This window comes from Tautonia plasticadhaerens (genome assembly GCF_007752535.1).
GTDB classification, from domain to species: domain Bacteria; phylum Planctomycetota; class Planctomycetia; order Isosphaerales; family Isosphaeraceae; genus Tautonia; species Tautonia plasticadhaerens.
Map to the genome: position 1 here is coordinate 1,747,553 of NZ_CP036426.1, position 13,848 is coordinate 1,761,400.

Annotated in this window: 6 protein-coding genes; 2 read left to right on the plus strand and 4 right to left on the minus strand. The window is 70.0% G+C overall.

All coding sequences use genetic code 11. The annotated features are described in order from the left end of the window. Positions 1-126: 126 nt before the first annotated feature. The gene (locus ElP_RS06810; RefSeq protein WP_197446774.1) at positions 127-3,585 is read left to right on the plus strand and encodes a glycosyltransferase; all 3,459 of its coding nucleotides are present in this window, start codon (positions 127-129) and stop codon (positions 3,583-3,585) included. A 55-nt stretch (positions 3,586-3,640) separates the two neighbouring features. Here ElP_RS06810 and metF read toward each other — a convergent pair whose 3' ends face one another. Continuing rightward, a complete protein-coding gene (metF, locus tag ElP_RS06815) occupies positions 3,641-4,558 on the minus strand; it encodes a methylenetetrahydrofolate reductase [NAD(P)H] (protein ID WP_145267899.1) in 918 nt (305 codons plus the stop codon). A gap of 280 nt (positions 4,559-4,838) precedes the next feature. On the opposite strand from metF, the gene ElP_RS06820 reads away from it, so the two are divergent. Next, entirely contained in the window at positions 4,839-6,329 is a 1,491-nt protein-coding gene (locus tag ElP_RS06820; protein ID WP_145267900.1) for a phenylacetate--CoA ligase family protein, read from the plus strand. Here ElP_RS06820 and ElP_RS06825 read toward each other — a convergent pair. The 3 genes from ElP_RS06825 to ElP_RS06835 all read right to left on the minus strand — a co-directional run bounded on the left by ElP_RS06825 (position 6,286) and on the right by ElP_RS06835 (position 13,836). Continuing rightward, positions 6,286-6,726 (minus strand): diacylglycerol kinase family protein, encoded by a 441-nt coding sequence (locus ElP_RS06825; RefSeq protein ID WP_197446775.1) that lies wholly within the window; start codon positions 6,724-6,726, stop codon positions 6,286-6,288. The two genes, ElP_RS06820 and ElP_RS06825, sit on opposite strands and share 44 nt — an antisense overlap. 122 nt (positions 6,727-6,848) lie before the next feature. Further along, positions 6,849-10,562 carry a hypothetical protein gene (locus ElP_RS06830; RefSeq protein ID WP_145267902.1) on the minus strand — a complete coding sequence of 1,238 codons (3,714 nt, stop codon included), beginning with the start codon at positions 10,560-10,562 and terminating at the stop codon, positions 6,849-6,851. A 328-nt stretch (positions 10,563-10,890) separates the two neighbouring features. Next, entirely contained in the window at positions 10,891-13,836 is a 2,946-nt protein-coding gene (locus ElP_RS06835) for an FAD-binding and (Fe-S)-binding domain-containing protein (protein ID WP_145267903.1), read from the minus strand. Positions 13,837-13,848: the final 12 nt, after the last annotated feature.

Sequence of the window (13,848 nt, forward strand, 5' to 3'; positions counted from 1 at the left end):
CAAGGGCTCGGGTTCGGATTGACCGGCCCCATTATTCTCGGTATGCCACCCCGGATCGACCTTGGGGTCCCCCCGGGCTCCCGTTCCGCTCCCGATCGACCCGCCCGACGAACGGAGTCGCCGGCCATGCCCGATCGACCTGACCGCCGCCATCTCCCGGCCGTCCTCCCCGACCCCGACCAGCCGTCGGGGATCGCCCCCCCCCACTCACAGTTCGAGGCGATCCGGACCGGGACGGCCCGAATGCTCGAACTCGGGTTGGAGGAGCGGGATCGATGGATCCGGTCGCTGGAGGCGAGGGTCGCCGAGCGAGACCGGAGGGGCGATGCGCTCCGCGGCCAGGTGGTCGAGCGCGGCCTCTACGCGACGTGGCTCCAGTCCGAGATCGACGTGAGAGATCGCCGGGTCGGCGAGCTCCTCGAGCGGCTCGACGAGCATTCGGCCGAGGTCGCCCGGATCTCGGCCGAGTTGGAGGCGATGAGGTCGTCCCGGGCCTGGCGGGCGGCCTCGTTGCTCCAGGGCGCGGCCCGCGGTTGCCGGAGGCGACTCGAAGCGGCGATGAGCCGGGGAGTACAACGCCTCACGGGGAGGACGAGACGGATCGAGCCCGAACTTCTGATGAGTGACACGGCTCCGGCCACAGCCCCGATACGAACCACGCCCGAACCCGTCCGAACTCCCGATTCCGCCCCGGACGGCCCCGGGAACTCGATGCGAGACCCGAACGCGATCCTGCGATTCATCCCGCCCCGAAGCGACCCGTACGACGAATGGCTCCGCAACAACGCCTGGGACGCCACCAGGGTCGCCGAGGCGGGGCGGTTGCTCGATCGGTTGGAGCGTCGGCCTCGGATCTCGGTGGTGGTCGCGACCCATGGGGTCGGGACCCGGGCGCTCCGGGAGACGCTCTCAAGCTTGAGGGAGCAGATCTACCCGGACCGGGAAGTCATCCTGGTGGGGGGTACCGAGGCGACGGCGGCCTCGGTCGCCGACGGCCCGGTCATCGTCGGGGCCCCGGACGACGAGCCATTCAGGGCACTCCGGGAGGCGGTCGATCGGGCCTCGGGCGAATACGTCGTCGTTCTGGAGCAAGGGGCTCGACTGGCCCCGGACGCGCTCCTGGAATACGCCAGGGCGGCGGCGGAGCCCGACGAGCCCCCGGTCCTGATCTATTCCGACGAGGATCGGGTCGCCCGGGACGGCTCCCGATTCGGGCCGAGGTTCCGGCCGGGTTGGTCGCCGGAAGCGTTGCTCTCACACCAGGCGATCGGCCGAACCTTCGCGGTGCGGCGATCGGTGCTCGAGCAGGTGGGTGGGATCCGGGTCGAGCGTCGGGACGCGTGGGCGTATGACCTCGCGCTGAGGCTGTCCGAGATCCCGGGGGGATTCGAGCGGGTCCCCCGGGTGCTCGTCCACGTCCCGGCCGAACGAGGCGAGTCCGACCCGATCGAGCGGTGCACTGCGGCGACGATCGCCCGGATGGCCGAAGCACTCGTCGAGGCGATGGGGCGCCGGGGGATCGTGGCGGGCGTCTCGCAACCCGAATGGGCCTCCCGGGAGCGGTTCGCGGGCTTCGAGCTGGGTTTCCCCGAGGATGGGCCGAAGGTCGCCATCCTGATCCCGACCCGGGATCGCGTCGAGCTGCTCCGGCGCTGCGTCGATTCGGTCCTCGAACGGACCGCATACGGCAATTTCGAGATCGTCATCATCGATAACGGGAGCGAGCGACCGGAGACCCTCGGCTACCTGGCGGGGCTAGGAGCCCCGTGTCGCGTCGTCCGGAGCGAGAATGACGGTTCTGGCTTCAATTATGCCCGGCTCCACAATGAGGTCGTCCGCTCGCTCGACGTGGGGTCCGAGTTCGTCGTCTTCCTGAACAACGACACGGAGGTCCGACGGCCGGAGTGGCTGGGGCAGCTCGTCGGGTATGGGTCGATGCCCGGCGTCGGCGCGGTGGGGGCGAGGCTCCTCTACGCCGACGGCCGGGTGCAGCATGCCGGGATCCTGACGGGCCTCTACGACGGCAACCCCGGCCACGCCGCTCGGCTCGCCCCCTGGTGGGACGGGGGCGATCAGCGCCTGGGCCGCCTGTCGAGGAACCTCGGCGCCGTGACAGCGGCCTGCATGCTCGTCCGGCGGTCGACCTTCCTCGGACTGGGGGGGTTCGACCAGGAACGGTTCGCGGTCGGGTACAACGACGTCGATTTCTGCCTGAGGCTGGGGAGGGATGGCCTGCGGTGCGTCTTCGCCCCCCGGGCCGAGCTGCTGCACTTCGAGGGGGCGTCTCGGGGGTTCGAGGAGGACCGTCGGGAGGCGGTGGCCTACAGGGCCACCTGGGGGGATCACGTCGACCCCTTCCATCACCCCGCGCTCTCGAAGCGGGACGAGCGGCTTGGGGTCTGCACCCGACGACTCGACATCCCCGATTCGCGTCGAGATCGGCCGATCCGGGTGGCGTATGAGGTCGATCGGCTGGACGGGACCGGCAATGGGCGGTTCCTCCTGGAGCTGGCGACGGGGCTCCGGGATCGGGGCCTGGTGGTGCCCTCGGTCCGGGCGGGCAAGGACGGGCCGATCGGCGACCGGCTCCGGGACGCCGGGATCCGGGTCGAGGTCGACGGGGAGCGGGGAGGACGCCGGCCAATCGACCACTCCCGGAGCCTGGCCGAGGGCGGGATGCTCGACGGGTTCGACCTGGTCCACGCGATCGGGCTCGACCGCTTCACCTCGATCCATGCGGCCCGACTTGCCGGGATCCCGGCGCTCTGGACCGTCCGCCAGTCAGGCGACTTCAGGGATGCCTTCGCGATGCTCGATGACGAGTCGGCCCGGGCGGCGATCGAAGCGTTCTCGGACGCGTATCGCGTCACGTTCCCGGCCTGGGGCGTGCGTCGGCCCTATCACCCGGTCGAGTCGAGGTGGAATTATGAGGTGGTGCGGGAGGAGGTCGCCGCGACCTCGGGGTTCCCAGATCGGTCTGCGGCCCGCGAGGCGCTGGGCATCGCACCGGGGGCCTGGGTCGTCGCCTGCGTCCACGACTCGGGGGACGACGGGGCGAGGGACTTCCTCGACGCGGTGCTGCCGGTCCTGCGGTCGAACCGGGCGGCGATCGCCCTGATCTCGACGACCCCCGAGTCGATGCGGGACATGGCGAGGGAGGAGGGAGTTCGTTCCCTAGGGGATCGCCTCCGATTCATCGCCGCCTCGCTCGACCCCATCGAGTGGCTGCCGTCGAGCGACCTGCTGGTCTGCCCCTCTCGTCGAGACCTGAGCCCCGGGGCGATGGCGACGGGGAGGGCCCTCGGCCTGCCGATAATCCTGGCCGCGGTGGCGGGGATCGACGAATTCTCCACCCCGGGCCGAGACGCCCTGGTCTACGAACCGGGGGACGCGGCGAGGCTCCGGTCGCGGATCGAGCAAGTCCTGGTCGACCCGGCGATGCTCCGAAGCCTCTCGGCCCCGGGGGGGCCGGTCGAGCCGGCCGGCCGGATGGTCCCCACCTACGATCGTTTGTATCGAGAGGCGATCGCCGTCGGCTCTGGGCGAGGCAAGCAAGGGTCGAGGACGATGACCGGGGCGGCGTGAGTGACGTGCTCGACGTCGGTCGGGCCTCGGACGTCGGCCCCTCGTGGATGATGGCTCAGGCCGTGCGAAGGGCGACGGAATCCTTGACGCCGAGATTCTCGAAGACCCGACGGGTCGCGTCGCTCTTGTTCAAGGTGTAGAAATGGATACCCCGCACGTGGTTGTCGAGCAGGTCGCGGCACTGTTCGGTGGCCCAGTGGATGCCGACCTTGGCGACCTGCTCTGCGGTGAAGTCCGGGGCGCAGCGATCGATGGCCTTGATGAGCCGGGCCGGGAACCGGGCTCCCAGGGCGAGGTCCGCCATGCGGACCATCCCCGTCTTCGAGGTGACGGGCATGATCCCGGCGATGATCGGCACGGCGATCCCGGCCAGCTCGCAACGCTCCCGGAAGTCGTAGAAATCCCGATTATCGAAGAAGAGCTGGGTGCAAATGTATTGTGCCCCGGCGTCGACCTTCGCCTTCAGGTGGTCCAGCTCGTTGAGGCGGTTGGGGGTGTTCGGGTGACCCTCGGGGAAGCCTGCCACGCCGATGCCGAAGCCCCGAGCGTGGGGGGACCTGGGGTGCGAGGCGATGAAGCGGACCAACTCCTCGGCGTACTGGAAGGCGTCGTTCGCACGGTCGTAGCCGTCGAGGTCCCGGGGCGGGTCTCCCCGGAGGGCGAGGATGTTCTCGACCCCAGACGCGGCATAGCGGTCGAGGATCGCCGAGAGTTCCTCCCGGGTGTGGCAGACCGAGGTCAGGTGCGAGACGGCGGTCAGGTTCGTCTCGCCCTGGATCCGGAGGATCAGCTCGTGGGTGCGGTCCCGGGTGGTGCCCCCCGCGCCGTAGGTGACGGAGACGAACGAGGGTTGCAGCTCCTGGAGCTGGCTGATCGTCATGAACAGGTCTTCGGAGGCCTGCGCGGTCTTGGGGGGGAAGAACTCGAAGCTGAAGGTCGTGCGGTCGCGGTCGAGGATGTCGAGGATATGCATGGCGATCGGTTCAAGTTGAGCCCGGGGACGTCCCCGGGGCATCATCCCCGAGGCGGTAATCGCGCCAGGTTACCCCGTCCGGGACGCACGGCCAAGGGCGCTTGACCCGGAAGGCGTGGGGAGTCGGGAGGGGCCGGCGGGCCGGGCGGCGTCGAGTTTCCGCCCGGTCCTGCCGATCTCAGATCTATCCCGCGGCATCCGGACTCCATCGGTCGCAACGGGTTGGGACGGGGGCCGGGGGCGAGACGGCCCGGAGACCGGGCATTTCCTGAGGAAGACGATGATTCGATTCACCGTCCGATCGCTGTTGCTCAGTCGAGTCTCTCGGATGGACCGGGGTCGGGTGCTCGACATCCAGCGGCGGAGGCTTCGTTCGATCGTCTCCCATGCGAGGATGCACTCGGCTTTCTACCGGGAGAAGTACCGGGGGATCGACCCCGACCGCCTCGACCTGGCGGACCTGGAACCGACCACCAAGTCGGAGCTGATGGCCGACTTCGACCGGGTCGTCACCGACCCGGCGATCCGCCGGGCCGACCTGGAGCGATTCCTCGACGACCCGGGCAACGAGGGGAGGCGGTTCCTCGGCAAGTATGTCGCCAGTCACACCTCGGGGAGCCAGGGGCAGCCAATGCTGATCGTCCAGCCCCGCAGCCTGACCGAGCTGATGTTCGGGTTCCAGATGACCCGGGGGAACGCGAGGAAGCCCACGCCGACGGAGGCCGCCCGACGGCTCCTCTCGCCCGCGAGGTTGGCCATCGTGACCCTGAAACGGGGCTTCTACCCGTCCGCCACGGTCTTCCAGTCGATCCCCGCGGCCGCCCGACCTTTCCTGAAGGTGCTCTGGCTCTCCCAGACGGACCCCGACGTCGTCTCTCGCCTGAACGACTTCCGGCCCACCGTGCTGACTGGGTACGCCGGGGTGCTCGAGGAACTGGCCCTCCACGCCGAGGCCGGCCGGCTCAAGCTCTCACCGGGCCTGGAGCAGGTGGTCAACAACAGCGAGGTGCTCACCGACCGGGCCCGGCTCCGCATCGAGTCGGCGTTCGGCCGACACGTCATGAATAACTACGCCACCGGCGAGTGTACCTTCCTCAGCAATGGATGCCCGACCGACGCCGGCGCCCACGTCAACGCCGACTGGGCCATCCTGGAGGTCGTCGACGCCCAGAACCGGCCCGTCCCGGACGGCACTCCCGGCTCGAAGGTCCTCATCACGAACCTGGCCAACACGACCCTGCCGTTCATCAGGTACGAGGTCGGCGACATCGTGACGATGGCCGCCACTCCCTGCCGGTGCGGGAGCAAGTTCCCCCGCGTCGAGCGGATCGACGGCCGGACGGCGGATACCTTCTGGATCGAGGAGGGCGGGCGGTATCGCCAGCTCATCTCCAGCGTCTTCAAGAACGCCTTCGACTACGCCCGAGAGGTCCGGGAGTGGCAGGCCGTCCAGGTCGATCGGAATCGGTTCGTCGTCCGGATCGAGCTGTTGCAGGAGGCCTCGCTCGACGGGCCCCACCTGTGGCGGGCGCTGGACCGGCAACTGGAGATGTACCGCTATCGGGGGGTCGTCTCGGTCTCGATCGAGGTCGTCGATCGTCTCGGGCCGGACCCGACGACCGGCAAGTTCAGGAGGATCGTCAGCCTGGTGGGACCCCCGAAGGACCTGGAGCATCGACTCCGGGTCGACCCGCCGCATCGCGCGGCGGGATCGGGCCCCGCGACGATCACCAGCCGAGCAGCTCGCCGAGTTTCGAACCAAGGACCGTGAACGTCAGGCACGCCGAGGTGATCGAGGCGAAGAGCAAGCCCCCCGAGGCGATCTCCTCGGCGGCCCGGGCCTTCGGGTCCCCGGGCCGGGCGGCCGCGTCAAGCACGGCGATGACGCCGCAGCGGAACGTCTCGGCGAGCAGCACCAGGGCCGCCGAGACGATCAGGAAGCACCATCCCATCGGCGAGACGTCGAGGATCACCGCCGAGATGGCGATCAAGAGCCCCCGATAGCCGTGGGCGAAGAAGCCCGACTCGGCCCGGATGGCCAGCTTGATGCCACGGGCCCCCTCGGCCAGCTTGCGCCGGGTGGTGGCCCCTCGACGATCGCCGGACGGGTGGTGGTCGAGGCCCTCGGCCTCGGCCTCCAGGTCGATGAGCAGGGCGTCGCTGGGCAATTCGAACGGGCCGGGGCTCGACGGCGATGTCGGCGGATCGGTCCCGGCCCGGGTCTCGGACCCGGTCCGGTGTCGATCGCCGTCGCCCCGTTCCGGTCGGGGGAAGAGGTGGGGATCGCTCATTATTGAATGGGTGCGAACCGAAGGTCTGGTCGGAACGGCACGCCGCCGGCCGACCCGAGTCGGGTCCTCGGGCTGAATCGGGGGACCAGCTCGAAGACGAACGAATAGTTCTCCTGGAGCGGGGTGTAACTCAGGCCGACCGTCGAGAGGAAGTCGGCACCGATCCTCGTGAGGGAGAAGCTGGTGCTCAGGAGCATCCCCTCGCCGAAGTCGTAGAGCCCCCCGAACGTGCTGTACCACTTCGGGCTCAGCCAGTAGCCGTAGCTGGCGTTGAGGGCCGAGGTGTTGATCGGGCCGGTGTCGATGATCGAGTAGGCCATGTACAACGTCCCCCGGGGCGGTCGGCTGATGTTCACGCCCGCGGTGATGATGCTGATCCCCTCGTTGGGGTCGTTCTGGTAGCGCGGGTCGCCGACGATGTCGAAGTAGTCGAACCACCCGGAGGAGACGATGCTCGTCCGGTCGCCGAGGAACCACTCGAACTGGTACTGGGTCTGCCCGAAGGGGACGCCGAAGTTGTCGCGTTGGGCCTCGGGGAAATAGTACGTCCAGGCGTCCAGGGTCATGAAATCGATGATCCGACGGTCGTCGATCGGACCCCGCTTGGTCTGGAGGCGCTGGCTGGTGCCGACCTTCAGCGTGTGGATCGAGTCCTGCACGTCGGTCGTGCCGCTGATCGGCGATCCGGTGCGGCGGAGCGTCAGCAGCAGCGGGCTGTACTGGGCCGGGAGGACGCCGGTACCGTAGTCGTTCAACGCGAAATAGCGGCGGACGAACTCATAGGTGTTGTCGTCCAGATCCTCCTGCACGCCGATCCGGTTGAGCGAGAGGGTGGAGAAGGCGTTACGGTAGTCGGCATAGAGGACCGACTTGTGCATCAGCCCGTGGACGTTCATCAGCTCGTTCTCGACCCGGGGGAAGGCCCGGTAGAACGCGATATCCGCCCGGGCACCGTAGGCCCCCCAGGCCCGGCCGATCAGCGAACCCTGGGGCCCCCGGATGTAGTCCTGTGGCTCCAGCGCGGGGTTGAAGCCGATCGTCGGCAGTTCGCTGCTATATTGGTTGTCCCAGCCGATGAGTTGCCCCTGCACGTACGGGACGACCCTGGCGCCGCCGAGCTTGATGGGCAGGTCCAGCTCGTGGTTGGTGTAGAGCCGGCCGGTCCGGAAGGCGCCGGACGTGAGGGTGTTCGGGTCGTAGGGCAGGAAGCCGAAGAAGAGGTTCGGGTTGTTCACCTCGGAGGCGGTGTGCGTATTGGCGTAGCTGACGCCGGAGTGGTGGAAGTACTGGAAATAGCGGTCCAGGTCGAACGGGGCCCCCCCGACCCGGTAGTAGTCCAGCTTCGGATACCACTGGGACTGGGTGAACCAGTCCATCGGCATCGCCTCGGTGGTGGCGGTGAACGCCCGGGTGCCCGACTGCCGGATGCCGTAGACTCGAGTCCGCTGGTCGAGCCCGGAGTCGAAGAGCCGCTTGAAGTACTGCTCGAGGAAGTGGCGGTCGGAGATGTAAGCGGCCTCGAGCTGGATCCGGAAGTCGTCGAGCGGGTCGGCGTCGTCGGGCAGGAGCGACTGCATGTGCCGGAACAGGATCCGGCCCCGGAAGTCCTGGAAGGGGGGGACGGAGTTGCGGAAGGCGGCGAAGAGCGGGGGGCCGTCGGTGACGATCGCCGGCCCGCCGCCCAAGTTGTCGATGCCCCGGTCGTTGATCCCCCAGAGGTCGAGGTAGCCGAAGTAATTCGAGTTGACCCCGGGCATCAGGTCCCGGCCGAGCAGGTCGCTGGAGAAGTCGTCCCCGAAGTAGCCGAACTCGGACCCGAGGGCGAAGCCCCGGTCGCTGAGGTAGTCGATGTCGATGTTCCAGTCATCGACCCACTTCGGCTGCCGGAGCCCGAGCAGCTTGAAGCCGTCCCAGTCGGTCAGGATCATCTGGCCGAAGAGGTTGTTGGTGCGGAAGGAGAGCTGCTCAAGCGGCGGGTTCAAGTCCTCGGTGGTGGTCAGGAATCGGGGCCAGTAGAAGAAGGGGACCGGCCCCAGGAAGAAGAAATTGTTCCGGGCGTCGACGAGGAAGACGTCGGACTCGCCCTCGCTCACCGGGTTGAGCAGCCTGCGGCGGAGCGGGCCTCGGCGGTCGCCGGGGGCGAGCTTGAACATATCAACGACGTTGCTGCGGATCCGGTATCCCGGGTTGGCGAAGGGGCTGCCCGTGGTGATCGCGTTGCGGGCCTGGATCGCCGGCAATCCGAGCGTGGGGCTGCCGTCGGGTCCCGTCACCGGCTCCCGATACTGGGCGATCGAGTCGGCCATCGTCCGGAGCGGGGTCAGCAGGCCGGGGGCGTACTGCTCCAGCTCGGCCTCGAGGGAGTAGAACCGCTCAGATTTCACGTCGGCGTAGAAGCGCCGGGCCTGGACGCGGAGCTGGTCCTCGACCCCGGTGAACTCACGCTTGTCCTGGCGGAACTCGACGTCCCCTTCCAGGTAGATCTCCAGCGGGTCCTCGGTCGACTGGGACGAGGAGCCCAGCGACAGCGACCCACCCGGCCCCTCCCGAGTCCAGATGACGGCATTCCGGGACGTGACGTCGATGAGCCCTCGATCCGGATCCTCGACGACGATCTGGACCCCGCCGTTGACGACATACGTCTCCGTCCCGTCTTCGGTCCGGGCGAGGCGGCGGAACTTGGTCAGGCCGGGGTTGAGCGGGTAGATGTTCACCACCCGCTGGGAACTCGGTGCCAGCGGGTTGAGCACCCGCTCGCCTCCACCGTCGGCCGGCGCCGAGTCGGGCGGGGCGACGACCTCGGGGGCCCCCGAATCCTCCCCCGGGGGGGCGACGGGGAGCGGCTCGATCTCGGGGAGCAGCGGGATCTCGGGCAAGGTCGGCTCGGGCAACTCGGCCCCGAACGGGTCGTCCTGCCGGAATTGCGTCGCGGACGGATCGGAGAAGGGGGCGTCGAGCGTCGGCGAGGGGGGAGGGGGGGGGACCTCCACCGTTGAAGGCCCCCTCGGGGCGGCGGGGCCGGGCGGTCCCGGTCCGACTTCGGGCTCGGCCTGGAACAGGGCCGCCCGGCTGACCGAATCATCCCTCAGGGGGGCCGATCGCGGGGACGTTTCAGCTTCGGCTTCGGCTTCGGCTTCGGGAGCGGTCGGCGATGCCGGGACGGGAGGGGCCGGCATTGGGGGATCGACGCCAGGTCGCCCCTGTCCGAGGCCGCGCCCCGACGGGGCCGCCCTGGCCCGGTCGACGACCGGATCTCCCGTCAGCGGACCGGGGAGCGGCTGGACCCTCCCCCCGGCGAAGGGATCCCGAATCTGGACCTCCGGCGACTCGGGGAAGGACCAGTCACCCTGCGGTAGCAGTGCCGCCTCGTCCCCCGAGACGCTGACGTCGCCCTCGGCGTGGACCGAGACGAGGAAGGACGGCCTCCCGGGATGTCGGCCCGGCTCGATCCGGACCACGGCCTCGGTCGCCCGGATCCCGTCGAGCCCGTGGAAGGCGGCGGCCCGACCGGAGAGGCGGACCCACTGGGTCGGGCCCTCCTGCCAGGTGGCGATCCGATCGGCCGCGAGGACCACGGCCGCCGACTCGAGCCGCCGGACGACGCCCGGGTCTTCCTGCGCCCCGACGCGATCGGCGGCGAGCACGGCGAAGGGCACCATCACGGCCCATACGCCGATCCCGCGGCGACCGCTGCCCTGGTGGAGACCCTGCACGGCACCTCTCCTCTCTCGACCCGACGACCCGGCCGCGTCCAATCCGGCAAGTGCCGCCTCGTCGATCCTTCGACTCGGCCGCGACCCGCCTCGCGCGTCGACGAGGGCCGGATCTGCGATGGCTCCCTCGCTCCCTCAAGGGTCGCTCGGCGGCCCGTCGCGTCGAGGTGGAGTGGCTTCGTGGGGGTTCGGGACGGGATGAGCGGACGGCGAGAGGGTGCGAGACGGGAAGATCGGCCGGACGATATCGGGGACCCCCTCGGGCGTCAAGGCGAACGGGCCGGACGGCGAGCCTCGCTCGACCCGGCCGCCCCCCGGATCGCCGCGCTCACCCGAGCGCGAACCGGCGGTCCCGGGGCTCCCGGAGCGATCGGAGCTGGCCGGGGAGCAGGCCGTAGCTCATGGCGAGGAGGCTGATGGGGTGATAGGAACGCTTGCGGTTGCCCTGCTCCATCTGCATCCGGCAGGCGGAGCACTCGGCGCTGGCGATCTCGATGTCCGGATCCCGGAGGCGGTTCCGGAGCCCCCGGCCCGCCCGGAGCGACGGGCGGAAGTGGCCCCGGGACATCCCGTACGTGCCGGCCATGCCCGAACAGCCCCGGTCGATGTGCTCGACCTCCAGCTCGGGCACCTGGCGGAGCAGGTCGACCGCCGGGATCCCCACGCCCAGGGCCCTGAGGTGGCAGGGAAGGTGGTAGCCGACCCGGGCGTGGATCGGCAATTGCGGCCGGGGCAACAGGCCCCGAGATCGGAGCCCCTGCAGGTAGTGGCCCACGTCCATCGTGTTGGCGGCGACGAGCTCGGCATCGAGGTCGTCGGTCAGTTTCAGGTATTCGGATCGAAGCATCAATGCCGCGGTCGGCTCGGAGCAGACGACCGTGTGCCCCTCCCGGACGGCGCTCCCGAGGATCCGGAGGTTCGCCAGCGCCACTTCCCGGGCCGAGTCCAGGTCCCCGGCGACCAGCGCGGGCATCCCGCTGCCGCGCTGCAGCTTCGGCACGTAGACCTGCACCCCGCAGTGGCGGAGCACGGCGACGACCCCCTCCGCCACCGCCTGGTCGAAATAGTTGGCCACGAAGTCGAGGAAGTAGACGACCCGGGGGCCGGGGCGGTCGCCGGCGGGCTCGGAGAGGCCGACCTTCTCCGCGAGGCGGACGAACGGCGATCGCCCGGCCCGGGGCAGGCTGCGGTCCTTGGAGAGGCCGATCAGGCGTTCGAGCATCACCCGGGCCGAGCGGGACGCGATGAGCCGGTTGTATACGCCAGGCACCCGCACCGCCAGGCGTGCCCAGGTCTCGATCCGGGACATGAACCACTCGGAGGGGCTCAGCCCGTGCTGCTCGGCGTACGCGGCCTTGACCTCCAACATCATCGAGGAGACGTCGACCCCCGAGGGGCATTCCGACTCGCAGAGTCGGCAGTGGACGCAGTGGTCGGCGATCCTCCGGATGGATTCGCCGCCCCAGGTCGATCGGTCGAGCCGGCCGTTGGCGAGGTCCCGGATCAGGCCCGCCATCGCCCGGGGAGACTGGTCCTCTCGCCGGGAGGCCCGGAAGCTGGGGCAGATCCTCAGGGCCGGGTCGAAGGACCGGCAGCCTCCGCACCCGTTGCAGTCCATCGCCCGCTCGGCCGGCCCGAGTTCCCCCCAGCGCAGTCGGGGCTCGATGACGGGGAGGGGATCGGGGAGCCCGGGGGGCGAGGGCGGGGCGGGGGCCCGGATCGACCGGGGGACGGCGTCGAGCCGATCGTTGCCGAGGACGCCGGGATTGAGGCCGCCGATCGGGTCGAACAGGAACTTCAGCGGGCTGGATGCGGCCGGGGTCCCCCCCTCGGGGCCAAGCAGCCGGGGGGAGACGATCCCCCTCCCGCTCTCCCGGTGTGGCCTCCCCCCCTCGGCGATGGCGGACTCGACGATGGCATCGGCCAGGGGGCCGAGTCGGTCCCGGTCACTCGGGTGTCCGAGGTCGAGGAAGGGGCGGACCCGGATCTCCCCCGAGCCGACGCAGCCGTGAAGCGTCCAGTTCACGTCGTGGGACTTGAACACGTTTTGCAGCCGGACGATCAGCCGCGCCCACGCCTCGGGGGGTGCCTCCAGGGCGGGCACCAGGGCCGTCGGGCGGGCCCGCCCCTTCATGGTCATCAGCCGGGGTTCCACCTTCGTCCTCAGGCCGAGGGCCCGGTCGCAATCCGAGCCCCGGCCCATCTCGATCACCGGGTTGAGCCGGGACGGGTTCCGCGAGAGCCGATGGACCAGCGACCGGGCCCGGCTGGCCGGGACTGCGGGATCGTCACCAAGGAATTCGACGATCAGGGCCGCCTCGGCCCGTGCGGGGACCGAGTTCGACCAAAATGGGTCGTGCTCCCGGGCCAGGCGGAGGGCCCTCCAGTCGACCAATTCGCAGCGGGAGGGGCCTTCGAGCAGGCAGTCCGGGATGGCCGAGGCCGCCTCCGAGAGCCGGGAGAAGGGGAAGATCACGACGCGCTGGCCCGACGGGACCGGCCCGGTCCGCAGGGTGACCTCGGTCATCAACGCCAAGGCCCCGAGCGAGCCGTCGAGGGCCCGATGCGGCAGCAGCCGTCCGTCCCCCCGGATCGCCACGAGCGGGTCGACCTCGTCGGTGGCACCCGATCCCCGTCCCATCCGGGGGGAGTGCCAGTTGACCAGCGTCGCGAGGCGGCGGAGCAGGGCGCGATCGAAGGGCTCGTCGGGCTTCGCCGGTTCGTCCCCGGGAATCGCCCCGGGGGCCAGCACCCCGGCCTCCCCGTTGGAAAAGACGACACGGGCCCGCTCCAGGGACTCGGAGATCGGCCCGTACTGGATCGACCTCGGCCCCCGGGCACCGACGCCGATCATCCCGCCGATGGTCCGACTCCAAGAACCCGACGGGTCCGGCCAGATCCGACGACCCAGCGGGGCGAGCCGGGCGTTGACCTCGTCGAGCACGGCGCCCGGCTGCACGGTGACGCTCGACTCGCCGATGGCGAGGATCCGCCGCAGGTGGATCCCGAAGTCGACGACCAGCCCCCGGCCGATGGCGGTGCCGAACGGGTTGGTGCCGGCCCCTCTGGCGTGGATCGGGATGCGCTCGGTGCCGGCATAGCGGACCAGGGCGGCCAGGTCCTCGTGGGTCCTGGGGGCGACCACGCCGAGCGGGTCGACCTCGAAGAGGCTGCCGTCCCTCGCGTACGGGGAGCGCCGGATCGGCTCGAAGGAGAGGTCGCCCGCGAGGATCCCCCGGAGGTCGTCGATAATCCGTGCCCTGGTCTCGTCCACGCCGGCTTCGCA

Bases quoted from the DNA above. Each gene is read 5' to 3' on its own strand.
- ElP_RS06810 (WP_197446774.1), top strand. From the start codon at position 127: ATGCCCGATCGACCTGACCGCCGCCATCTCCCGGCCGTCCTCCCCGAC.
- metF (WP_145267899.1), bottom strand. From the start codon at position 4,558: ATGCATATCCTCGACATCCTCGACCGCGACCGCACGACCTTCAGCTTC.
- ElP_RS06820 (WP_145267900.1), top strand. From the start codon at position 4,839: ATGATTCGATTCACCGTCCGATCGCTGTTGCTCAGTCGAGTCTCTCGG.